The organism is Streptomyces sp. NPDC016562 (genome assembly GCF_043076955.1).
Lineage (GTDB): Bacteria > Actinomycetota > Actinomycetes > Streptomycetales > Streptomycetaceae > Streptomyces.
The window spans coordinates 52,110-74,682 of the sequence record NZ_JBIBRZ010000002.1 but is presented as its reverse complement, the minus strand read 5'-3'; the positions used below and the strand labels follow the sequence as shown (position 1 = coordinate 74,682).

General features: G+C 73.4%; 17 protein-coding genes. 4 read left to right on the top strand and 13 right to left on the bottom strand.

Annotated features, from left to right (window positions below; all coding sequences use genetic code 11):
• Nucleotides 1–68: 68 nt before the first annotated feature.
• The 5 genes from ACF059_RS08385 to ACF059_RS08365 all read right to left on the bottom strand — a co-directional run bounded on the left by ACF059_RS08385 (nt 69) and on the right by ACF059_RS08365 (nt 8,997).
• Complete coding sequence (locus ACF059_RS08385; protein ID WP_361946566.1) at nt 69–2,039, bottom strand: ATP-dependent DNA helicase; 1,971 nt, start codon at nt 2,037–2,039, stop codon at nt 69–71.
• A gap of 52 nt (nt 2,040–2,091) precedes the next feature.
• Nucleotides 2,092–4,026 carry an IucA/IucC family protein gene (locus ACF059_RS08380; RefSeq protein ID WP_392053280.1) on the bottom strand — a complete coding sequence of 645 codons (1,935 nt, stop codon included), beginning with the start codon at nt 4,024–4,026 and terminating at the stop codon, nt 2,092–2,094.
• 97 nt (nt 4,027–4,123) lie between these two features.
• A complete protein-coding gene (locus ACF059_RS08375; protein ID WP_392053277.1) occupies nt 4,124–4,753 on the bottom strand; it encodes a GNAT family N-acetyltransferase in 630 nt (209 codons plus the stop codon).
• A 31-nt stretch (nt 4,754–4,784) separates the two neighbouring features.
• Nucleotides 4,785–6,845: an IucA/IucC family protein gene (locus tag ACF059_RS08370; protein ID WP_392053275.1), complete on the bottom strand. Its 2,061-nt coding sequence runs from the start codon at nt 6,843–6,845 to the stop codon at nt 4,785–4,787.
• A gap of 766 nt (nt 6,846–7,611) precedes the next feature.
• Nucleotides 7,612–8,997, bottom strand: coding sequence for a diaminobutyrate--2-oxoglutarate transaminase family protein (locus ACF059_RS08365; RefSeq protein WP_392053273.1), 1,386 nt, complete (start codon nt 8,995–8,997; stop codon nt 7,612–7,614).
• A 239-nt stretch (nt 8,998–9,236) separates the two neighbouring features.
• On the opposite strand from ACF059_RS08365, the gene ACF059_RS08360 reads away from it, so the two are divergent.
• Entirely contained in the window at nt 9,237–10,406 is a 1,170-nt protein-coding gene (locus ACF059_RS08360) for a trypsin-like serine peptidase (protein WP_392053270.1), read from the top strand.
• An 85-nt stretch (nt 10,407–10,491) separates the two neighbouring features.
• On the opposite strand, the gene hflX is transcribed toward ACF059_RS08360, so the two are convergent.
• From hflX to miaA, 6 genes are all read right to left on the bottom strand, one after another.
• Nucleotides 10,492–12,006: a GTPase HflX gene (gene hflX, locus ACF059_RS08355; RefSeq protein ID WP_392053267.1), complete on the bottom strand. Its 1,515-nt coding sequence runs from the start codon at nt 12,004–12,006 to the stop codon at nt 10,492–10,494.
• A gap of 126 nt (nt 12,007–12,132) precedes the next feature.
• Nucleotides 12,133–13,578, bottom strand: a complete 1,446-nt coding sequence (locus ACF059_RS08350) for a M1 family metallopeptidase (RefSeq protein ID WP_392053264.1) — start codon at nt 13,576–13,578, stop codon at nt 12,133–12,135.
• A gap of 116 nt (nt 13,579–13,694) precedes the next feature.
• Nucleotides 13,695–15,776 carry a RelA/SpoT family protein gene (locus ACF059_RS08345; RefSeq protein WP_392053261.1) on the bottom strand — a complete coding sequence of 694 codons (2,082 nt, stop codon included), beginning with the start codon at nt 15,774–15,776 and terminating at the stop codon, nt 13,695–13,697.
• Between the two features lie 140 nt (nt 15,777–15,916).
• Entirely contained in the window at nt 15,917–16,792 is an 876-nt protein-coding gene (gene dapF / locus ACF059_RS08340) for a diaminopimelate epimerase (protein WP_392053258.1), read from the bottom strand.
• Between the two features lie 53 nt (nt 16,793–16,845).
• The gene (locus ACF059_RS08335) at nt 16,846–17,358 is read right to left on the bottom strand and encodes a hypothetical protein (protein ID WP_392056520.1); all 513 of its coding nucleotides are present in this window, start codon (nt 17,356–17,358) and stop codon (nt 16,846–16,848) included.
• A 132-nt stretch (nt 17,359–17,490) separates the two neighbouring features.
• Complete coding sequence (miaA, locus tag ACF059_RS08330) at nt 17,491–18,429, bottom strand: tRNA (adenosine(37)-N6)-dimethylallyltransferase MiaA (protein ID WP_366867871.1); 939 nt, start codon at nt 18,427–18,429, stop codon at nt 17,491–17,493.
• A gap of 175 nt (nt 18,430–18,604) precedes the next feature.
• On the opposite strand from miaA, the gene ACF059_RS08325 reads away from it, so the two are divergent.
• Nucleotides 18,605–18,820, top strand: a complete 216-nt coding sequence (locus ACF059_RS08325) for a gliding motility protein (protein ID WP_361949356.1) — start codon at nt 18,605–18,607, stop codon at nt 18,818–18,820.
• Nucleotides 18,821–18,843: 23 nt separating this feature from the next.
• Nucleotides 18,844–19,089, top strand: a complete 246-nt coding sequence (locus tag ACF059_RS08320; protein WP_361949358.1) for an antitoxin — start codon at nt 18,844–18,846, stop codon at nt 19,087–19,089.
• A 73-nt stretch (nt 19,090–19,162) separates the two neighbouring features.
• Here ACF059_RS08320 and ACF059_RS08315 read toward each other — a convergent pair whose 3' ends face one another.
• A complete protein-coding gene (locus tag ACF059_RS08315; RefSeq protein WP_392053255.1) occupies nt 19,163–19,870 on the bottom strand; it encodes a class III extradiol dioxygenase subunit B-like domain-containing protein in 708 nt (235 codons plus the stop codon).
• 87 nt (nt 19,871–19,957) lie between these two features.
• Nucleotides 19,958–21,475: a tRNA (N6-isopentenyl adenosine(37)-C2)-methylthiotransferase MiaB gene (miaB, locus tag ACF059_RS08310; protein WP_366867875.1), complete on the bottom strand. Its 1,518-nt coding sequence runs from the start codon at nt 21,473–21,475 to the stop codon at nt 19,958–19,960.
• Between the two features lie 91 nt (nt 21,476–21,566).
• Between miaB and ACF059_RS08305 the strand changes: the two genes are divergently transcribed.
• Nucleotides 21,567–22,562 carry a TAXI family TRAP transporter solute-binding subunit gene (locus ACF059_RS08305; RefSeq protein ID WP_392053252.1) on the top strand — a complete coding sequence of 332 codons (996 nt, stop codon included), beginning with the start codon at nt 21,567–21,569 and terminating at the stop codon, nt 22,560–22,562.
• Nucleotides 22,563–22,573: the final 11 nt, after the last annotated feature.

The window sequence follows — 22,573 nt, the reverse complement described above, 5'->3', positions numbered from 1 at the left end:
TGCCCGGGACCGTTCGGGCCACCGCCGGGTCTCTCCCGGAGGCTTCTTCGCGTCGGCTACCCCGTCGGCTACTTCCCGTCGGCCTGGGCCTTCGCGTCGATCGCGGCGAGGGAGCGACGGACCTGGTTGCGGTCCGTGGTGTACCAGAAGTCCGGCAGCGTGGCCCGCAGGAAGCTCCCGTACCGGGCCGTCGCCAGCCGCGGGTCCAGGACCGCGACGACGCCCTTGTCGCCGGTGGCCCGTACGAGACGGCCCGCGCCCTGGGCCATCAGCAGAGCGGCGTGCGTTGCCGCGACGGCCATGAAGCCGTTGCCGCCGTGCTCCTCCACCGACTTCTGCCGCGCGCTCATCAGCGGGTCGTCGGGGCGCGGGAACGGGATCCTGTCCATGACCACGAGCTGACAGCTGGGCCCGGGCACGTCCACGCCCTGCCAGAGCGAGAGCGTCCCGAACAGGCAGGTCTTCGGATCGGCCGCGAACGCCTTGATCAGCTCGCCCAGCGTCTCCTCGCCCTGGAGCAGGATCGGGTGGTCGAGCCGCCCGCGCAGCTCCTCGGCGGCCGCCTTGGCGCCGCGCATGGAGGAGAAGAGCCCGAGGGTGCGCCCGCCGGCCGCCTCGATCAGCTCGGCGAGCTCGTCCATCATGTCGCCGCGGGTCCCCTCGCGGCCCGGTGTGGCCAGGTGCTTGGCGACGTAGAGGATGCCCTGCTTCGGGTAGTCGAAGGGCGAGCCGACGTCCAGGCCCCTCCAGACCGGTACGTCGTCCCCCTCGACCCCCTCGGGCGACAGGCCGAGGGAGGCCGCGACCCCGTTGAAGTCGCCGCCGAGCTTGAGGGTGGCCGAGGTCAGGACCACCGAGCGGTCCGCGAACAGCTTCTCCCGCAGCAGGCCGGAGACGGACAGGGGGGCGACCCGCAGGGTGGCGCCGAAGCGGTCGTGGCGCTCGTACCAGACGACGTCGAACTCGGATCCGTTCGTGATCCGCTCCGCCACCCCGTGGACGCCTTCCACCGCGGCCAGGGCCTGCTTGCGGACCGCGTCCTCGTCCTGGACGGACTTGTCGCGGGTCGAACCGATCGCCGAGATGACGTTGCGCGCGGCGTCGCGCAGCGCCATCAGCGCGTAGCCGAGGTCCTCGGGGATTTCCTCCAGACGGCCCGGGAGCGCCAGCTCCATGACCCGCTCGAAGGACTCCGAGGCGGTCTGCAGGGCGTCGGCGGTCTTCTCGTCCACCAGCTTGGCCGCACGCTTCACGGCCCGGTTGACCTGCCCGGGGGTGAGCTCGCCGGTGGCGACCCCGGTCACGCGGGAGACCAGCTCGTGGGCCTCGTCCACGATCAGCACCTCGTGCTGGGGCAGCACCGGGGCGCCCTCGATGGCATCGATGGCCAGGAGCGCGTGGTTGGTGACGACCACGTCCGCGAGCTTGGCGCGCTCGCGGGCGGCCTCCGCGAAGCACTCGGCCCCGTACGCGCACTTCGTCGCGCCCAGGCACTCACGGGAGGAGACGGAGATCTGCGACCAGGCCTTGTCCGAGACGCCCGGGGTCAGATCGTCGCGGTCGCCGGTCTCCGTCTCGTCGGCCCAGTCGCGCAGGCGCAGCAGGTCCTTGCCGAGCTTGCTGGTGGGGGTGGCCGCTTCGAACTGGTCGAAGAGGCCCTCCTCCTCGTCCTGCGGAGCGCCCTCGTGCAGGCGGTGCAGGCACAGGTAGTTCGACCGGCCCTTGAGCATGGCGAACTGCGGGCGGCGGCGCAGCTGCGGATGCAGTGCGTCCACCGTCCGGGGCAGGTCGCGCTCGACGAGCTGGCGCTGGAGGGCGAGGGTCGCGGTGGCCACGACCACGCGCTCGCCGTGGGCGAGGGCCGGCACCAGGTAGCCGAGGGACTTGCCGGTGCCGGTGCCGGCCTGGATGAGCCGGTGGGAGCTGTCGTCGATCGCTTCGGCGACGGCTTCGGCCATGGCCACCTGGCCGGGACGCTCCGTGCCGCCGACGGCGGAGACGGCGGCGTGCAGCAGGTCGGGGAGGGAGGGCTTCGTCATAGCACTGCCAACCCTACGGGGCGCCACCGACAGTGAGCACACTCCCGAGGGCTCATGGCCGGTACAAGGGGTTGGGCACGGTGCCGTACTGCACCGCATGGGGGCGGTCGGGGCGGTCGCGGTAGCCGTCCTCGTAGAGCCGGTTCCGGTTGAGGCAGAGCCGGCCGATGCGTTCTGCGAGCAGGTCGAAGAGCTCGTAGCGGTCCTTGAGCTCGGGGAAGCGCGCCTGGTGGCGCAGGATCTCCGCTCGCACCAGGGACCAGAAGTCGTCCTCCGGGACGCCGAGGCGGTCTTCGCACAGGGCCGCGAGGTAGCGGAATACGCCGACGAACAGCCCGGAGTGGATGAACTGGGGCAGGAAGTCGGCCGGCTCGGTGAGCAGCACGGCCCGGACCTCGTCGGGCAGGGAGTCCAGCTCGGGCAGCGGCTCGTCGCTGATGTTGATGTCGTCCACGAAGTCCTTGACCGCGAGCCGCACCGGGACGTCGTGCTCGTCGAAGATCACGATGGCGTTCTCGCCGTGCGGGGAGAAGACGGTGCCGTAGCGGTAGAGGAAGTGCAGGAGCGGGGGCAGCAGGGCGGCGAAGAGCCGCTGCAGCCAGACGGCGGGCGCCAGCCCGGATCGCGCGACGAGCTCGGCGGTGAAGGACCGGCCGCGCGGATCGGTGTGGAGGAGGGACGCGAGCGTGCGGGCGCGCTCGCCCGGTGCGAGGAGGCCGGTGAGGGGCTCGCGCCAGATCGCGCCGAGGAGCTCCTTGTACTGGTACGGGACCTCGGGGAGCTCGTCGTAGACGGGGTGGCGGACGGTGACGGAGGCGACCTCGCCGAGCAGGACGACGCGGCATTCGTCGCGGAGGAAGGGGTCGGCGTCGCGGAGCGAGTGGATCCAGGCGGTGACGGCGGGCGCGGCGAGCGCGAGGTCGGAGGGCAGACCGCGCCAGACCATGGTGTTGAAGACGGAGAGCGGCAGCTTGACGCTGTGCCGGTCCGGGCGGCTGAGGTTGAGGAAGGTGCGGATGGACTGCTGGGGCAGCCGTTGGTCGGGGTCCGCGGGGAGCGGTACGAGGGCTCCGGAGGCGAGGGCGGGCGCGAAGAGGGGCAGGACCACCTCGTCCCACTGCCAGGGGTGCACCGGGAAGTAGAGGTACCGCAGCGGATCGAGACCGCGGTCGCGCAGGGCCTGGTCGAAGGCTGTGCGGGTGAGGGGGTCGAGCTCGGCGGAGTAGAGGCGGGCCGGATCTTCCAGGCCGCCGGTGCCGCGGTAGGCGGCGAGGGAGGTGTGGGCGGCGAGCCAGGGCAGGCGTTGGCGGGCGCGGGCCTCGGGGGCCCAGGCGGCGGTATCGGAGGCGGAGAGTCCGATACGGCCCTTGTTCAGGACGAGCCAGGGATGGCCGCTCTGGTGGCCTTCCAGCGCCGCGTAGTCGAGGTCGGCGAGGACGTCGGCGGTGAGGGCGGTGTGCTCGATCCGGGCGTCGGCGGCGAGGGTGGCGCTGAGCTCGCGGACGAGGTGGCCGAGCGTGGGTCCGTCGACGCCGAGGAGGGTGCGGGCGCGAATGAGGAAGGCGTACGGGTCGCCGAAGGCGGTGGGGCCGGCGAGGGCGGTCGGGCTGGCGGGGACGGTCGGGCTGGCGGGGACGGTCGGGCTGGCGGATGTGGCTGGGGAGGGCGGCGGGGCCGGGGACCGTAGGGGCGTGAGGGTGATGGTGTCCGGGGCGACGTCCCAGCTGCCGTACGAGCGGCGGCGCGCCCGGAAGCCGAGACTGCTGCCGTCGTCGAGGGTCAGGGTCCAGGCGTCACCGGCGGCGGCCCGCGCGGGGACGGGGCGGATGATCTCCTCGTAGGCGAACTCGGCCAGCATCTTGGCGAGCAGGCGGCGCGCGGCGCGGTCCCAGGTCGCACGGGTGAGCTCGGGCGGGGTGCGGGGGTCCTGGGGCGACTGCGGCACGGCGGGTTCCGCCGAATGAGGGGCGGAGGGGACGTTCGGCACGGGACTCCTCGAAGATCGGGAACTTTGCTGCGCGACGCAGAGTTTTCGAAGGGAGAGGTGCGAAGCGGCGACGACGGCAGGGCATGCGGGGCGGCACTCAGAGGAGATTGCGCAGCGCCCGCTCCCGGACCATCAGGGCGGCGCGCTTCTCGGGTAGGTCGATTTCCGCGTAACAGCGGAAGCCGGAGCTCAGGAAGGCTGATACGGAGGGGGTGTTGCGGATGTCCGGTTCCGCGATGACGCGTGTGCAGCGGGGGCGGTTGCCGAGGATCAGGTCGGCGACGGCTCGCAGCAGGGTCGTGCCCAGACCGCGCCCGCGGTTCGTGCCGTCTCCGATGAGCAGGTGGATACCGGTGTCGTGGGGGCGCGCCGGGTAGTGCCGGGAGAGCGGGTCGAGGTCGGCCCGGTAGATCTCCCAGTAGCTCATCGGCGTGCCGTCGAGGAGGCCGAGGCAGGGGATGCTGCGGCCGTCTCCGTCGAGCTGGGCCCGCAGGTGGGCGGCGGTGACGGCGGCGGGGCCGGCGAGCTCCCAATAGGCGGCCACCTGTGGGTCGTTCATCCAGCGGGTGAGGAGCTCCAGGTCGTATTCCGGTCGCACCGGTTCGAGGCGGAAGGCTCCGGCGTGCGTGGGGACGCCGCCCCAGGTGGCCGGGGAGTCGAGCAGGTCCGCCTCGGCGAGCAGGGGCAACAGGCCGGCGTTGAGGCGTGTTTCGTCGGTGGAGCGCATCGGGGCTCTTCTCCGCGTCGGCTCCGACGCGTCAATGGTGAAGGGGGTTGGTGAGGGTGACGTAGACGGACTGGGTGTCGACGGGGCCGACCAGCTCGTCGAGACCGCCCAGGCGGGTGAGCAGGTTCGCCTTGCAGCGCAGGGTCGGCGAGTCGAGCAGCCGCGTGGGCAGCGGGCCGAGGTTCGCGGCCTTGGCGAGGAAGCGGCGGGTGGCGGCGAGCAGGACGCGTTCGTCGGCGAGGCGCTGGGATCCGAAGGCACCGATGAGCCCGAGCACGTTGTTGATGCCGAGGTAGTAGGCGAAGCGTTCGTCGGTGACGTCGTCGGAGACGAAGGTGTCGCTGCGTCGGCCGATGCCGGGAAGCCGGCGCTCCAGCTCCGCGCGGCGGGACGCGCGGAAGTAGTACCCCTGGTTGTCGCGGTAGCGGCCGCCGATCGGCCAGCCGGCCGGGTCGAGGAGGACCAGGGTGTTCTGCTGGTGCGCTTCCAGGGCGATGCCGGCGAGCGCGTCGAAGGCGAGGACCGGCAGGACCACGTGGTCCAGGTAGCGCAGGAACCACTCGGCGGCGACGGCGGACGTGGTGTGTCCGGTGGCGGCGGCGAGGCCGGAGACGATCTCGGCGAGGCGGGAGCTCATGGTGGCCCGGCCGGGCCACGGGCGGGGAGAGGTCAGCGCGGCGATGCAGACGGTGTCGTCGCCCGAGCGGAAGGGGTTGTGGCGCAAGAGGACGTCGAGGCCGGGGACCGGGGTGCCGTCCGGGGCGTCCACGGCGACCCAGGCGGGGTCGCGGACGATGTCGAAGCCGGGGTGGGCCGTCTGCCACTGCTCGGCGAGACCGGTGCGGAGCAGCCGGTGGACCTCCACACCGCGGTGGAGTTCCTTGCGGAGGTTCTCCCGGCGGGAGTTGGTGATGCGCAGGCCCAGGGAGAGCTTGAGCATCGCGGGTGCACCGGGTCGGTGGACGGTGCGAACGGAGGAGGTGGGGTACCAGGGCGCGCCGTACGGGCCCAGGTCGTGCAGGAGTCCGGCGTCGCGCAGGGCGGTGACGGCAGGGCGCTGGAGCAGGTCGCGGGCCTGCCAGGGGTGCAGAGGAAGGGGGGTGGCGCCGTCGGGTACCGGCAGTCCGGGGGCGAGGCGGCCGAGGAGCTGTGCGGCGCGGACGGGGCGGCCGCGCTCGGTCCAGGCCGATTCGGTGGCGAGCGCGGCGGGTTCGACCGCGACCCAGTGCAGGGGGAAGGAGCCGTGGAGTTCGGGTGAGTAGTGGCGGACTTCGGTCTCGGAGAGTCCTTCGCGGCTCTTCGGGTCCGGTTGGAAGGGGTGACCGAGAAGGAGTGACTGTTCGGCGGTGAGGAAGAGGTCCCCGTCCACGGGGGCCGGGGCGGTGGGGCGTTCTCGGCGGTGGGCGATGAACTCGGTGGTACGGCGCACCGAGTCGGCGACCCGGCCAACGAGGTCGGCGTTGCCTCGGCCACCGCCGGCGCCCTCGCGGGAGATGAGCGCGGCGAGGGTGACGGCGTCCAGGTCGGGTGCGGTGGCGGGTGCGTCTTCGAGCCGGGCCGGGCCGAAGCGGTGCCAGCCGGTGTGGGACCAGTGGCGGACGGCGACGCGCAGGGCGGTGCCGGAGGCGGGGAGGGGGATGCGCAGCGGGGTTTCGGCCGGGCCGTCGGGGCGGCCCAGTCCGGCTTCGCGGACCCAGCACCGCAGGAGGTTCTCCACCGCCGCCGCCTCGGCGGCGATGGCCGGGTCGGGGTGGTTCAGGGGGTCGGGCAGCGCGGCCGGAGCCGGCCGGGCGGGGCTCTTCCAGCCGGTCTGGGGTCTGGGGGTGCCGTCCTTCTGCCGCGGCACGGTGGCCGCCGCTTCGGCGCCGACGGCCGGGCCCTGCTGGAGCGGTGCGCCGAGCGCGCTCGCCGCGGCCGGTGTCGGCTCCGGCGTGGCCGCGGCGTGCGGGGCCGGCGCGACGGAGCGCGGCTCGGTAACCGACTCCGCAGCGGCGCCGCGCGCATCGCAGGCACCGGCCGCCGAAGCCTCCGCCCGCCCGGAAACCGCGTCCGCAGCGGCGCCGCGCGCATCCCGGGCACCGGCCGCCGACACGGGCGCCCGCCCGGCTCCCCCAGCGGGAGGGGTGTCGGCCCGAGGCGTACTCGGGGGCGCGGCCGGTGACGACGTGGCCGGGCTCGGGGCCTGCCACGCAAGAGCGGACGCGGGCGCCGCGGCCGGCGGTGCTGAGGGCTGCCCGGGGGCGGGGGCTGGTGCGGCGGCGGGCGGGGGCGTCGGCTGCCCGGCGGGGTCGGGGAGGGCCTCCGGGTGCGCCGCTGTACGCGGCCGGACGGAGGCCGGCGCGGGCTGCGGGTACGCGGCTGCCTGCGGCTCGGCGGACTCCGGCGCTGCCTGCGGCTCGGCGAACTCAGGCGCGAGGTGCGGGGGCTGGGGCGGGGCGGGGGGTGGTGTGGCGGCGGGCGGGGGCGTCGGCTGCCCGGCGGCCTCAGGGAGGGCCTCCGGGTGGTCCGGTGCCTGCGGTCGGGCGGGGGCCGGCGCGGCCTGCGGGGGCGCCGGGGGCTGCGGCCCGGCGGGGGGCGGCGCGAGGTGCGGGGGCGCCGGGGGCTGCGGCCCGGCGGGGGGCGGCGCGAGGTGCGGGGGCGCCGGGGGCTGCGGCCCGGCGGGGGGCGGCGCGGACTCGGGGCGCGCCGCGGGCGGCGGCCCGGCGGGGTTCGGCGCGAGGTGCGGGGGCGCCGGGGGCTGCGGCCCGGCGGGGGGCGGCGCGGACTCGGGGGGCGCCGCGGGCTGGGGTGGGGTCGGGGGGGTTGGGAGGGGGGTGGGCTGGTGGGGGTCTGACATCGCGGGTCCTCGGGGTGGCGGGTCAGTGGGTCCGGGCGGCGGCGGCCGGGATGGCGTCGGCCAGGCGGTCGAGGACCGCCGCGGCCTGCTCGTCGGTCAGGGTCAGCGGGGGGAGCAGGCGGACGACGGCGCCGTGGCGGCCGCCGAGTTCGACGATCAGGCCGCGGTCCAGGCACTCCTGGCGGACGGCCGTGGCGAGGGCCGGGGCGGCGGCCCCGGTGTCGGGATCGACGAGTTCGACGCCGAGCATCAGGCCCCGCCCCCGGACCTCGCCCATGCAGGGGTGGTGGGAGGCCAGGTCCCGCAGGGCCGTCAGCATCCGCTCGCCCAGGGCGGCGGCCCGCTCGGCGAGCCGGTTCTCGCGCACGAAGGCCAGCGTCGCGGTACCGGCGGCCATGGCCAGCTGGTTGCCGCGGAAGGTGCCCGCATGCGCCCCGGGGCCCCAGACGTCCAGGCCCGACCGGTACACGATCACCGCGAGCGGCAGGCTGCCGCCGATCGCCTTGGACAGGACCATGACGTCCGGCACCACCCCCGCGTGGTCGACCCCCCAGAAGGCGCCGGTCCGGCCCACCCCGGTCTGCACCTCGTCGGCGATCAGCGGGATCCCCCGCGCCTCGGTGATCTCCCGCATTCGGCGCAGCCAGGCGTCCGGGGCGGGGATGACCCCGCCCTCGCCCTGCACGGGTTCGACGATCATGGCGGCGGGAGCGGGCACCCCGCCCTTCGGGTCGTCCAGCAGGTTCTGCGTCCAGCGCGCGGCCAGTTCGGCGCCCTCGGGTCCGCCGACGCCGAACGGGCAGCGCAGGTCCTGCGGGTACGGCAGCCGGGTCACCCGTACGTCCGGGGCGCCCCCCGAGGCGCCCAGGGCCCCGGCGGTCATCCCGTGGTAGGCCCCGGTGAAGGCGAGCAGCCCGCGGCGCCCGGTCGCGGCGCGGACCAGGGTGAGCGCGGCCTCCACGGCGTCCGTGCCGGCCGGCCCGCAGAACTGGATGCGCGCGTCGTCGGCCAGCGCGGGCGGCAGGTTGGCGAACAGCTCGGTGGTGAAGGCGTCCTTGACCGGGGTCGCCAGGTCCAGCACGTGCAGCGGCGCCCCCGAGTCCAGTACGCCGCGGATGGCTTCGAGCACCACGGGGTGGTTGTGCCCCAGGGCGAGGGTGCCGGCGCCGCTGAGGCAGTCGAGGTAGCGGCGCCCGTCGGCTCCCTCGATGGTCAACCCGCGGGCCCGGACCGGGACGATGGGCAGGGACCGCGCGTACGTCCGCGCGGCGGACTCCCGTTGGGACTGCCTGCGCAGGATCCCGTCGGCGCCACCACCGCCGGGAGCTGCCACCCGGCCTGCCTGCGGCGGTACGTGCGGCGGGGTCTGTGTCGCGGCCACCGCCGCGGCCGGCTCGGTCAACGCCACGAGTGTCGGTCCTCCCGCACTGATTGCTCTTCCGGATTGCGCCTCGAACACGAACGCTGCCCCCGTCCCCCGTACGTACCAACGACGGTGACGGCGACGGATCACGGGTGGGGCCAAGATCCTTGCCCCGTAAGGGCGGGGAGCGAGGAACCGCGCCCCCGGCCTGTGTCGTCCTGGGCGGCAGCGGCATAGTGGGGGGCTGCACTCCACGCCTTGACACCACCAGGGGGACGAACGACATGCGACCGATCCGACCGGTCACCGCGATCCTGTGCGCGGCCGCGCTCGCGCTGACCGCAGCGGCCTGCGGCCCCGGCGACGGGGAGGCCGGCGGCGACGCCAAGCCGACCGTGGCGGCGACCAGTCCGGGCACGGACGGGATCAAGATCCCGGACCAGCTCAGGGACAAGCTCAAGGCCCACGGCATCGACCTGGAGAAGTGGAAGGGGGGTGCGTGGAAGAACTGGAAGAAGGAGGACTGGCTGCGCGAGGCGGGCGACTACATCAACCCGATCATCGAGGACCTGTGGGACCCGGACCGCATGCGTGACGCCGAGCAGCCGCAGCGCCCGGCCGTCGACCCGGACGCGGGCAAGGACCAGGGCGCCTCCGACCCGACCCCGGCGCCGGTGACGGCCAAGGCGGCGAACCCGCCCTACCACCAGAGCGTGCCCGAGTCCGGCAAGGTGTTCTTCGACGGTCCCGAGGGGTCGATGGTCTGTTCGGCGACCGTGGTCAAGGACCCGGCGCACCCCGGCAAGTCCAACATGGTCTGGACGGCCGGCCACTGCGTGCACGCGGGCAAGTCCGGCGGCTGGTACCGCAACATCGCCTTCGTCCCGTCCTACAACAACGCGGGCAAGCCGTCGGCGCAGCTCAAGGGCGCGCCCCGCGAGCAGGTGGCTCCGTACGGCGTCTGGTGGAGCGACTGGGCGCAGACCTCCGACCAGTGGATCGCGACGGGCGGTCCGACCGGCGGCGCGGGCGCCCCGTACGACTTCGCCGTGCTGCACGTGACGCCCGAGAAGGGCAGTGGGAAGTCCCTGGAGGAGACGGTCGGTTCGGCGCTTCCGGTGGAGTTCGCCGCTCCGGCCGCGGCGAAGATCGCGAGCATTACGGCGACGGGCTACCCGGCCGCGGCTCCGTTCGACGGCCAGAAGGCCTTCCAGTGCACGGACAAGCCGGGCCGTCTGTCCCTGAACGCGACCGACCCGGCGATGTACCGCATCGGCTGCACCATGACCGGCGGTTCCTCCGGTGGCGGCTGGGTCGCGGCGGGCGCCGACGGCAAGCCGGCGCTGGTGTCGAACACCTCGATCGGCCCGGCCAAGGCGGGGTGGCTGGCTGGACCCCGGCTGGGTCCGGAGGCGAAGGGCGTCTTCGACGCCGTCAGCCGCAAGTTCAAGTAGCTGACTCTCACGGCAGGCAGTACTGACGACGACGGAGGCCCCCTGCGCAGCGCAGGGGGCCTCCGTCGTCACCGCTGGGTCGGACTCACCGCTTGGCGAGCGCGTACGGAGCCAGGTCCGCCGCCAGCTCCTGGTGGACCCGGGCCTTGAGCAGGGTGCCGTCCGGGGTGTGCTCCTCGGAGATCACCTCGCCCTCGGCGTGCGCCTTGGCCACCAGCGAGCCCCGCGTGTACGGGACCATGGCCTCCACCTCGACCTCGGGCCGCGGCAGCTCGGAGTCGATGAGCGCGAGGAGTTCCTCGATGCCCTGGCCCGTCCGCGCCGAGACGGCGATGGAGTGCCGCTCGATCCGCAGCAGCCGCTGCAGGACGAGCGGATCAGCCGCGTCCGCCTTGTTGATCACCACGATCTCCGGCACGTTCACCGCACCGACCTCGCGGATCACCTCGCGCACCGCTGCCAGCTGCTCCTCCGGCGCGGGGTGCGAGCCGTCCACGATGTGCAGGATGAGGTCGGAGTCGCCGACCTCCTCCATGGTGGAGCGGAACGCCTCGACCAGGTGGTGCGGCAGGTGCCGGACGAAGCCGACCGTGTCGGCCAGGGTGTAGACCCGGCCGCTCGGCGTCTCGGCCCGGCGCACGGTCGGGTCGAGGGTGGCGAACAGCGCGTTCTCCACCAGCACGCCCGCGCCCGTGAGGCGGTTGAGCAGCGAGGACTTGCCCGCGTTGGTGTAGCCGGCGATGGCGACCGAGGGCACCTTGTTGCGGCGCCGTTCCTGCCGCTTGATGTCGCGGCCGGTCTTCATCTCCGCGATCTCCCGGCGCATCTTCGCCATCTTCTCGCGGATCCGTCGCCGGTCCGTCTCGATCTTGGTCTCACCGGGGCCTCGGGTGGCCATGCCGCCACCGCCGCCGCCACCCATCTGACGGGACAGCGAGGCACCCCAGCCTCGCAGGCGCGGCAGCATGTACTGCATCTGCGCCAGCGCGACCTGCGCCTTGCCCTCTCGGGACTTGGCGTGCTGGGCGAAGATGTCGAGGATCAGGGCGGTGCGGTCGACCACCTTGACCTTGACGACGTCTTCGAGGGCGATGAGCTGGCCGGGGCTGAGCTCGCCGTCGCACACGACGGTGTCGGCGCCGCTCTCCATGACGATGTCACGCAGCTCGCGCGCCTTGCCGGAGCCGATGAAGGTGGCCGGGTCGGGCTTGTCGCGGCGCTGGATCACACCGTCGAGCACGAGGGCGCCCGCCGTCTCGGCGAGTGCGGCGAGCTCCGCGAGGGAGTTCTCCGCGTCGGTCACCGTGCCCGAGGTCCAGACACCGACGAGCACGACCCGCTCCAGGCGCAGCTGGCGGTACTCGACCTCGGTGACGTCTTCGAGCTCGGTGGAGAGGCCGGCCACGCGGCGCAGGGCCGCGCGCTCCGAGCGTTCGAACTGCTCGCCGTCCCGGTCTCCGTCGATCTCGTGGCTCCAGGCGACGTCCTCTTCCATCAGGGCATCGGCCCGAAGGCTCTCGGTGAAGCTCTGCGCGTCGCGCACGTCCTGGGTGTCCTGTGCGTCCCGCGCGTCCTGGGAAGGGGAAGAAGAGGAGGTCATTGGATCCTTACGTCGATTCGAATAGCAGTGTCACATTGACTGTCCTGTCCAACGTGTCACATCGTCCGGGGATTCCCCGAACGGCCCGTCGATGGTGACATGCCCGCTGCCCGCCGGTCACACGCTTTATCGGGCGGGTCCGGTCCCGCTCCACTCCGGGTGCCCCGGCATCGCGGGGGTCGTCTTCCCGTACAGCCAGGGCGTGAGGAAGGCCGTCAGGTCGCGGCCCGCCTCCTGCGAGGCCAGACGTACGAAGTCGTCGGTGCCGGCGACGCCGTCCCGGTGTTCGGTGACCCAGCGCCGCTCGACGCGGTCGAAGGCCTGGACGCCGATCTCCTGGCGCAGCGCGTAGAGGATCAGTGCGGCTCCGTCGTAGACGACCGGCCGGAACAGCCCGATCTTCTCGCCGGGTGCGGCGGCCTTGGGGGCGGCCGGGGGCCCGCCCGCCGCGCGCCACTGGTCGGAGCGCTGGTACGCCTCGCGCATGCGCCGCTCCAGGGAGTACTTGCCGAGCCCGTCCGCGTACAGGGCCTCGTACCAGGTGGCGTGTCCTTCGTTGAGCCACAGGTCGGACCAGGTCCGCGGGGTGACGCTGTCGCCGAACCACTGGTGGGCGAGCTCGTGGACCATCACGGCTTCGACGTACCACTCGGGGTAGCCCTCGCCCGCGAACAGGCTCCGCTCGAAGAGGGAGAGGGTCTGCGTCTCCAGCTCGAAGCCGGTGGACGCGCGGGCGATCAGTACGCCGTAGTTCTCGAAGGGGTAGCGGCCGACGCGCTCCTCCATCCACGCCACGTGGCCCGCGGTCTTCTTCAGCCACGGCTCCAGCTTCTCGCGGTCGACGGCGGGCACCACGTCCCGCAGGGGCAGCCCGTGCGGTCCGGTGCTGTGGACCACGGCGGAGCGGCCGACGGAGACCTGGGCCAGCTCGGTGGCCATGGGGTGCCGGGTCTTGTACGTCCAGGTCGTCGAGGGACCGAAGCGCAGGGCGGGGAGCGCGGGCGTCCCGTTGGCGACGGCCGTGAGCCCGGCCGGGGCGGTGATGCGGAAGGTGAAGAACGCCTTGTCGGCGGGGTGGTCGTTACAGGGGAAGACCCGGTGGGCGGCGTCCGCCTGGTTGGCCATGGCCAGGCCGTCCTCGGTGGGCACCCAGCCGCCGTCCCCGCGCCCGCGCGGGTCGCTGGTGTGCCGGACGGTGATGTGCAGCGGCATGCCGTGCAGGACCGGCTGCGCGGGGGTCAGTACGAGGTCCTCCCCCGCGCTCTCGAACCGTGCCGGCTTCCCGTTGACCTCGGCGGACGCGACGGCGCCGTGGGTGAAGTCCAGATTGATGCGCTCCAGCGGCTCCAGCGCCCGGGCGTCGATCACGGTGACCGCGTCGAGCGGGGTCCGGTTGTCCTTGTAGGTGAAGGACAGGTCGTACGAGAGGACGTCGTAGCCCGGGTTCCCGAGCTCGGGGAAGAGCCGGTCGCCGATGCCCAGCGGCTTCGGCGGGGGCAGTACGGCGGCTACGAGGGTCAGGGAGGCCGCGGCGAGCAGGGCGGCGCGCAGGCGCGCGGAGGAGAGCTGCATCCCCCACCGCTTACCAGCGCCCGCCGCACGGCCGCGCACGGCGCGCGACGGGTCCACCCGAACGGGACCTTCCGGCGCCGCCCGGTGACACGCGGAGGCCCTTTTCGGTCACAGCACTAGACCCGGCTGACGTCGTACACGCCCGGCACGTCCCGCATCGCCCGCATCAGCGCGGGCAGCCCGGCCGCGTCGGGCAGCTGGAGGGTGTAGCTGTGCCGGACCCGCTGCTCGACGGGGGGTTCCACGGTCGCGGAGACGACCTCGACCCCCTCCCGGGCGATGGCCTCGGTCAGGTCGGCCAGCAGGTGCGGGCGGCCGAACGATTCAGCGAGCAGGGTGACCCGGCAGTCCGCCGTGGCCCGCCAGTGGACGGCGACGGAGGTGCGGCCCACCGCGCGCATCTGCGCCACCGCCGCGCAGTGGATGCGGTGCACGGTGACGGCGCCGCCCCGGACCACGAATCCGGCGACGGCGTCCGGCGGCACCGGCGTGCAGCAGCCGGCCAGCCGCACGGGCGCGCCGGGCAGGTCGGCGACGGCGTTGGCCCCGCCGCCGCGGGCCCCGATCACCGAGAGCGGCGCCCGTGCGGCGGTGGTGGTGGACATCGCCCGGCCGGGGTGGGCTTCGAGCCAGGTGCTGATGGCGAGCCGGGCGGCGGGGGTCCGCGCGTGGTCCAGCCATTCGGCGGCCGGTCCCGAGGTGGCGTCGTGCGCGAGGAGCAGTTGCACGGTGTCCCCGTCGGACAGTACGCAGGACAGGGAGGTCAGGCGCCCGTTGACCCGGGCGCCGATACAGCCGTGGGCCGCCTCGCCGTGCTGCGCGTAGGCGGCGTCGATGCAGCTGGCTCCGGCGGGCAGGCCCAGGGTGCCCCCGTCCGCCCGGAAGACGGTGATCTCCCGGTCCTGTGCCAGCTCCGCGCGCAGCACGCTCCAGAAGGTGTCGGGGTCGGGCGCGGACTGCTGCCAGTCGAGCAGCCGGTTCAGCCAGCCGGGCCGGGTGGGGTCCACCCGCTCCTCGTCCGGGTCGGCGGCGGGGTCGGGCATTCCCGTGGCGTACGGGTTGCCGAGGGCGACCACCCCGGCCTCCGCGACGCGGTGCATCTGCCGGGTCCGCACGATGACCTCGGCGACGTGGCCCTCGGGCGTGGCGACGGCGGTGTGCAGGGACTGGTAGAGGTTGAACTTCGGGGTGGCGATGAAGTCCTTGAACTCGGAGACCACCGGGGTGAAGCAGGTGTGCAGCTCGCCCAGGACCCCGTAGCAGTCGGCGTTCTCGCCGACGAGGACGAGGATGCGGCCGAAGTCGGAGCCGCGCAGTTCGCCGCGCGTCCGGGCGATCCGGTGCACGGAGACGAAGTGCCGGGGCCGGACCCGTACTTCGGCGGCGATGCCGGCCTCGCGCAGGACGGCCCGTACGGAGTCGGCGATGGCGGGCAGCGGGTCGCGTTCGCCGGTGTGCGCTGCGATGAGCGCGCGGGTGCTCTCGTACTCCTCGGGGTGCAGGATCGCGAAGACGAGGTCTTCCAGTTCGGTCTTGAGCGCCTGGACGCCGAGCCGTTCGGCGAGCGGGATGAGGACGTCCCGGGTGACCTTGGCGATGCGGGCCTGTTTCTCGGGGCGCATCACGCCCAGGGTGCGCATGTTGTGCAGCCGGTCGGCGAGTTTGATGGACATCACGCGGACGTCGTTGCCGGTGGCGACGAGCATCTTGCGGAAGGTCTCCGGCTCGGCGCCGGCGCCGTAGTCGATCTTCTCCACCTTGGTGACGCCGTCGACGATGAAGCAGACCTCGTCACCGAACTCCGCACGGACCTGATCGAGGGTCACATCGGTGTCCTCGACGGTGTCGTGGAGCAGAGACGCCGTCAACGTCGTGGTCTCGGCGCCGAGTTCGGCAAGGATCAGGGTGACGGCGAGGGGATGTGTGATGTACGGCTCACCACTTTTTCGCATCTGACCGCGGTGCGAGGTCTCCGCGAGCAGATAGGCGCGCCGCAGAACGGACATATCGGCGTCCGGATAGTGGGCGCGATGCGCTTCCGCGACATGGCCGATCGCGTCCGGGAGCCGGTCGCGGGACGTGGGCCCGAGCAGGGCCGCGCGCCCGAGCCGGCGCAGATCGAGCCTGGTCCGGCCACGTCTGCGGAGCTCAGGGGGCGCTTCGGGGTGTGCTTCGGGGTTCGTGGCCTCTGCACTCATGGGCACCTCCGGCGGCTTCGACCGGCGGTGGCGGGCATGGGGTGAGCCCTCAGGGCCGGTGCCTGATGTTACCGACCCCACCACGTGGCGCAGTCCACCTCTCGCTCAGCGTGAAACGGATCACCCATTAGAGGGAAGCTTCAGCCGAAAGCCGTTTCGGTGAGCCAGGCTTCGTCGAACTCCCCCGTGGCCACGATCACGGCCGGTCCGGTCATGTCGATCCGCCCGTCGGGGTGTTCGGTGATGACCAGGGTGCCGCCGGGCAGGTCGACGGTGTAGGTCACCGGTTCGCCGGTGGTGGCCGGGTCCGCGCCGTCGCGGCGGATGGCGGCCACGGCGACGGCGCACGCGCCGGTGCCGCAGGAGCGGGTCTCGCCGGAGCCGCGCTCGTGGACGCGCATGGCGACGTGACGCGGGCCGCGGTCGACGACGAACTCGACATTGACCCCGGTCGGGTAGGCGGACGCCGGGCTGAACTCGGGGGCGGTGTACAGAGTCCCGGCGTCGTCGAGGCTTTCAACGAACGCCACCGCGTGCGGGTTCCCCATGTTCACGTTGCGCGCGGGCCAGGTGCGGGAGCCGACGCCGACCGTGACCTCGCCCTCGGGGAACTCGGCCCGGCCCATGGAGACGGTGACGTCGCCGCTCTTGTCGAGGTGGACCCGCTTGACGCCGCCGCGGGTCGCGACCGCGAGGTCTCCGGGCTCGACGTGGCCGGCGTACTGGAGGTAGCGGGCGAAGACGCGCACGCCGTTGCCGCACATCTCGGCGACGGAGCCGTCGCTGTTGCGGTAGTCCATGAACCACTCGGCTTCCTCGGCCAGGTGCGCCGCCTCCGGGTGCGCGGCGGACCGGACGACGTGCAGGACGCCGTCCGCGCCGATCCCCGCACGGCGGTCGCAGAGCTTCGCGACGGCCGTCGGGGGCAGCTCGATGGCGTTGTCGGGGTCCGGGACGATCACGAAGTCGTTCTCGGTGCCGTGGCCCTTGAGGAAGGAGAGGCTGGTCTGCGTCACCGGTTCATGGTACCGAGCCCCTGCTCACGGGCGCGGAACCGTCCGGTGGGCGGTCAGCGGAGCCGGGCGACCCGGTACACGGCGAGCGCGACGACGGTCAGCACCACCACGGCGTACAGCGCGGCCAGGCGCCAGTCGGGGCGGCGGCCGCTCCCCCGGGCCGGGAGCCCCGGCCACGTGTAGCCCACGCGGCGGGCGGCCATCATGCCCCAGCCCCCGGCGCAGCTGCTGATGAGGAAGCCGAGCATGGCGACCACGGCTCCGCCGTCGCCGAACTCGAAGGCGAGGGGGAAGGCGAACATCAGCGAACCGGCGGCCGCGAGCATCACGATGGGGGCGATCTGCCACAGCCGCAGGCGGCGCTGCGGGCGCAGCTCGACCTCGAACTCGGGACCCGCGGCGGCCTCGGCCTCGGCCGAGTCCGGCGTGTCCGGGCCGTCGGTGGTCAGGCGCGCGGGGTCGGCGGGCAGCCCGAGACCTGCGGGTCCGTCGGTCCCGTCGAGCAGCGTCGGGTCCGCTTCCCGCCGGGTCTCGTCCCGCCCGGTGTCGCGAGGGCCGGCCTCCATCGCCACGCGCCCTCCCCACTCGGACTCAGTACGCCGCCGTTCACCGCAGGTGACCGCACCTGCCTGAGTTTGATGATGGCACGCCCCCGGCCCCACTACGGGCGCCCGGGGCGTCCCGATGCCATCACGTGATCAGGCTGTGACCGCTCGTTCGACCAACGACTGCGCGAGTCCGGGGAGTTCCCCCCGGTCGGCGACGCCCCCGCTGAGCCAGTGCACGCGCGGATCGCGGCGGAACCAGGAGTCCTGGCGGCGGGCGAACCTCTTGGTCGCGCGGACCGTCTCCGCCCGGGCCTCGTCCTCGGTGCACTCCCCGGCGAGGGCGGCCAGCACCTGCTGGTAGCCGAGCGCCCTGGAGGCGGTGATTCCGTCCCGCAGCCCCCGGGCCTCCAGCGCGCGGACCTCGTCCACCAGCCCGTCCTCCCACATCCGGTCCACCCGCAGCGCGATCCGCTCGTCGAGCTCCGGCCGGGCGACGTCGACGCCGATCTGGACGGTGTCGTAGACGGACTCGTGGCCGGGGAGGTTGGCGGTGAAGGGGCGGCCGGTGATCTCGATGACCTCCAGCGCGCGGACGATGCGGCGGCCGTTGCTGGGCAGGATCGCCCGGGCGGCGGCCGGGTCGGCGGCGGCGAGCCGCGCGTGCAGGGCGCCGGGGCCGCGCAGGGTGAGCTCGTCCTCCAGCCGGGCGCGGACCTCGGGGTCGGTGCCGGGGAACTCCATGACGTCGAGGGCGCCGCGGACGTACAGGCCGGATCCGCCGACGAGGACCGGCGTACGGCCCTCGGCGAGGAGCCGGTCGATCTCCCGGCGGGCCAGGCGCTGGTACTCGGCGACGTTGGCGGTGTCGGTGACCTCCCAGATGTCGAGGAGGTGGTGCGGGACTCCGCCGCGCTCCTCGGTCGTCAGCTTGGCGGTGCCGATGTCCATCCCCCGGTACAGCTGCATGGAGTCGGCGTTGACGACTTCGCCGTCGAAATGGCGGGCCAGGGCGACGCCCAAGTCGGACTTTCCTGCCGCGGTGGGACCGACGACGGCGATGACCCGCGCTGCGGGGGCTGCTTTCCTCACGGCCCCAGTCTCGCAAACCCCACGGGGTGTACCCGATCGAGTTACGTGACGGGTCGGGGGCGGGGTCGTTGCCCTGGCGAGGTTCCGGCCCGGCGCACGCCCCTCGCATGCCCGGTGGAGGCCGGTCCGGCCAAGGCGGAACTTCACTCACGCGGGTACCGTTACAGGAGTAGACATGGGCGTTTTTGATCGGTTTTTTCGTCGTAAGGACGAGGTTGCGACCGAGGAGGTCGTGGCCGAGGACGTGACGGCGGAGTCCGCTACGGCCGACGAGGCCGAGGCCGACCCGGTTGTTGCGGAGGTTTCCACGGCGGAGTCCGTGGAGATCCCCAAGCAGCAGTCGGCCGAGGTGGCCGCGGACAGCGAAGCCGGCGAGGGCGCCCGTACGTAGCGACCGCCAACGGAAGGTGACCCATGGGCCTGCTCGACAATCTGAAGGCCAAGCTCGCTCCCGCCAAGGAGAAGGTCGGCGACCTCGCCCAGAAGAACGAGGGCAAGATCGCCGAGGGTCTGGACAAGGTGGCCAAGGCCGTGGACTCCAAGACCCACGGCAAGTACAGCGACCGGATCACGAGCGGCACGGGCAAGGCGAAGGACGCCCTGGGCAAGATCGCGCACAAGGACACCCCCGGCGGGCCGACGCCGCCGGCAGCTTCCTGACGCGGTCCCGGAAGGGGCGCGGGAGCGGCTGAGGCCGCTCCCGCGCCCCTTCGCTGTGAGGAACGGCGTCCCGTCAGGACCAGACGGCCACGAAGTACCCCACGCCGTACGGGGCCTCCTCGCACAGCAGACGCCCGTCGAGGCCCGCTCCCCGGGCCGCGCCGGCCAGCACCTGCCAGGGGGCCCGCCCGGCGGCCTGGAGCTCGGCGGCGAGGGCGGGGTCCAGCGCGGCGAGGGCGGCCACGTCGGCGGCGGCCAGCGCGCGGCCGACGGCGGCGTCGAAGGCGGCGGCGCGCTCGTCGAGGTAGCCCGGGGCCTTCAGGGTCCGCTTGGCACTGCCGTCGCCCATCACCAGCAGCGCGATCCGCTCGTCTCCCTCGGCGATCTCCCGGCCCGCCTCCAGACACCGCGCGGTGTCCAGCGAGGCGTCGATCGCGAGGCCCTCCAGCGGGGCGGCGCCCCACCGGGCGTGCCCTAGGAGCCAGGCGCCCACGGCCAGCGAGGTGGGGAGCGGGCGCGGCCCCTCCTCGCCCTCCCCGAGCCGGACCTCGGTGTCGACGCCGAAGCCGCGGAAGGTGCCGCGGGCGCCCTGGAGGTAGGCGCCGGCCTGTTCCTCCTCGGCGGCCCCCACCACGACGAGCAGGTCGGGCCGGGACGCGGCGAGCACCGCCAGCGCGTCGGAGCAGGCGGTGCGGGCGTCGCCGAGTTCGGCGGCGGCCCCCGCGGCGACCTCCGGCACGAGCAGGGGCGGGGCGGGACAGACGGCAGCGGCTACGAGCATGATCCGCAGCCTAACGCCAGCGCGGCGCGGGCGAGGGGGGCTCGGCGTTCAAGGACGCCCGCGCCCGGCCGCATGCGTACGGCAGGGTTACCGGGGCGCCGCGCAGCCCGAGGTCGCCGCCGGCAGGGGGGCCGGAACGCCCAGCGTCGGGATGCCGAGCATGACACCGGCGGGCTGGGCCGGGGCGGCGTTGCGCCTCTCCCAGGCGTCACCGGCGCGGGTGCGGCGTACGGTCAGCGTCGGGCCCTCGGCCAGCAGGTGGTGCGGGGCGGCGTAGGTGATGTCCACGGTGACCACGTCACCCGGTCGGACCTCCGCCTCCGGCTTCGTGAAGTGGACCAGGCGGTTGTCGGGGGCGCGGCCGGACAGGCGGTGCGTGGCGCCGTCCTTGCGGCCCTCGCCCTCCGCGACCATGACCTCCAGGGTGCGGCCGACCTGCTTCTTGTTCTCCTCCCAGGAGATCTCCTCCTGGAGGGCGACCAGGCGCATGTAGCGGTCCTGCACGACCTCCTTGGGGATCTGCCCGTCCATGTCGGCCGCGGGGGTGCCGGGGCGCTTGGAGTACTGGAAGGTGAAGGCGTTCGCGAAGCGGGCCTCGCGCACCACGTGCATCGTCTGCTGGAAGTCCTCCTCGGTCTCGCCGGGGAAGCCGATGATGATGTCGGTGGAGATCGCGGCGTGCGGGATCGCCGCGCGGACCTTCTCGATGATGCCGAGGAAGCGCTCCTGGCGGTATGAGCGACGCATCGCCTTGAGGATCGGGTCCGAGCCGGACTGCAGCGGCATGTGCAGCTGCGGCATCACGTTCGGGGTCTCGGCCATCGCCGCGATCACGTCGTCCGTGAAGTCGCGCGGGTGCGGGGAGGTGAAGCGGACCCGCTCCAGGCCCTCGATCTGCCCGCAGGCGCGCAGCAGCTTGCTGAAGGCCTCGCGGTCGCCCAGGTCGGAGCCGTACGCGTTCACGTTCTGGCCGAGCAGGGTGATCTCGGAGACGCCCTCGGCGACCAGGGCCTCCACCTCGGCGAGGATGTCGCCGGGGCGGCGGTCCTCCTCCTTGCCGCGCAGCGCCGGGACGATGCAGAAGGTGCAGGTGTTGTTGCAGCCGACGGAGATGGAGACCCAGGCGGCGTACGCGGACTCGCGGCGGGTCGGCAGCGTCGAGGGGAAGGCCTCCAGCGACTCGGCGATCTCGACCTGCGCCTCCTCCTGGACGCGGGCGCGCTCCAGCAGCACGGGGAGCTTGCCGATGTTGTGCGTACCGAAGACGACGTCGACCCAGGGGGCCTTCTTGACGATCGTGTCGCGGTCCTTCTGCGCGAGGCAGCCGCCGACGGCGATCTGCATGCCGGGGCGCTTGGTCTTCATCGGGGCGAGCCGGCCGAGGTTGCCGTACAGCTTGTTGTCGGCGTTCTCGCGGACGGCGCAGGTGTTGAAGACCACGACGTCGGCGTCGCCGTCGGAGCCCTCGGGCGCCCGGACGTAGCCTGCGTCCTCCAGCAGACCGGAGAGCCGCTCCGAGTCGTGCACGTTCATCTGGCACCCGTAGGTGCGCACCTCGTAGCTTCGCTTCACGTCCACTGCCTGGCTCCGGTCGCTGCTGGTCATGGAACAAGGGTAGGCGGTGCGCGGAAGGCCTCCGGTCCCCCGGGCGGCTCACGCCGTGACAGGACGGCGGGCGGGTGGCAGGATCGCGGCCATGCCTCTCGTACCGCCCCGTGTCAGCAGGCGCCACGCCCTGCGGGTCGTGGCGGCCGCACTCGCCGTGCTCGGTCTGCTGATCTGGTGGCTGGGGCCCTTCGGGGACCGGGAGCTGCGGGGCGAGCTGACCTTCAGCACCGGGGCGCGGACCGGGGTCTACCACCGGTACGGACAGCTGCTGGAGCAGGCGCTCAAGCGGGACGTGCCCGGGGTGGACGTAGAGCTGAAGACGAGTGAGGGCTCGCGGGAGAACCTGCAGCGGGTCGCCTCGGGCGAGGCCGACTTCACGGTGGCGACGGCGGACGCGGTCGCCCAGTACCAGCACGACGGGAAGCCCGGCGCGGAGCGGCTGCGCGGCTGCGCCCGGCTCTATGACGACTACGTGCAGCTGGTGGTGGCGGCCGGGTCCCCGGTGCAGTCGGCGCGTGACCTGCGGGGCAAGCGGGTCGCCATCGGGCAGCCGGGATCCGGGGTGCGGCTCGTCTCCGAGCGGCTGCTGGTCGCGGCCGGACTGGACCCGACCCTGGACATCACGCCGGTCTCCATCGGCATCGACACCATGCCGGGTGAGCTGGAGGCGGGCCGGATCGACGCGTTCTTCTGGTCCGGCGGGCTGCCCACCAACGCGGTGCGCGAGCTGTCGGAGCGGTTCGACATCCGGCTCGTGCAGCTCGGCGACCTGGTGGAGCCGCTCCAGCGGGGCGGCAGCGCCGCGGGCTACTACCGCACGGCGGTGATGCCGCAGGACGCGTACGCGCGGGCGCGCAACACCAGCGCGGTGACGACCGTGGCCGTGCCGAACCTGCTGGTGACCACCGAGGGGACCGACGCCGGGCTGACGGAGCTGCTCACGCGGACGGTGATCCTCAGCCGCGACCGCGTCGGGCGCGAGGTGCACGCCGCGCAGCTGGTCGACCTGCGGACCGCGATCTACACGCAGCCGCTGGACCTGCACGAGGGCGCGCGCCGGTACTACCGGTCCGTCAAGCCCTGACGGTCACGACG

Coding starts and splice junctions, on each gene's coding strand:
- ACF059_RS08385 (WP_361946566.1), bottom strand. CDS start 2,039: ATGACGAAGCCCTCCCTCCCCGACCTGCTGCACGCCGCCGTCTCCGCC.
- ACF059_RS08375 (WP_392053277.1), bottom strand. CDS start 4,753: ATGCGCTCCACCGACGAAACACGCCTCAACGCCGGCCTGTTGCCCCTG.
- ACF059_RS08360 (WP_392053270.1), top strand. CDS start 9,237: ATGCGACCGATCCGACCGGTCACCGCGATCCTGTGCGCGGCCGCGCTC.
- hflX (WP_392053267.1), bottom strand. CDS start 12,006: ATGACCTCCTCTTCTTCCCCTTCCCAGGACGCGCGGGACGCACAGGAC.
- ACF059_RS08350 (WP_392053264.1), bottom strand. CDS start 13,578: ATGCAGCTCTCCTCCGCGCGCCTGCGCGCCGCCCTGCTCGCCGCGGCC.
- ACF059_RS08345 (WP_392053261.1), bottom strand. CDS start 15,776: ATGAGTGCAGAGGCCACGAACCCCGAAGCACACCCCGAAGCGCCCCCT.
- ACF059_RS08335 (WP_392056520.1), bottom strand. CDS start 17,358: ATGGAGGCCGGCCCTCGCGACACCGGGCGGGACGAGACCCGGCGGGAA.
- ACF059_RS08325 (WP_361949356.1), top strand. CDS start 18,605: ATGGGCGTTTTTGATCGGTTTTTTCGTCGTAAGGACGAGGTTGCGACC.
- ACF059_RS08320 (WP_361949358.1), top strand. CDS start 18,844: ATGGGCCTGCTCGACAATCTGAAGGCCAAGCTCGCTCCCGCCAAGGAG.
- ACF059_RS08315 (WP_392053255.1), bottom strand. CDS start 19,870: ATGCTCGTAGCCGCTGCCGTCTGTCCCGCCCCGCCCCTGCTCGTGCCG.
- miaB (WP_366867875.1), bottom strand. CDS start 21,475: ATGACCAGCAGCGACCGGAGCCAGGCAGTGGACGTGAAGCGAAGCTAC.
- ACF059_RS08305 (WP_392053252.1), top strand. CDS start 21,567: ATGCCTCTCGTACCGCCCCGTGTCAGCAGGCGCCACGCCCTGCGGGTC.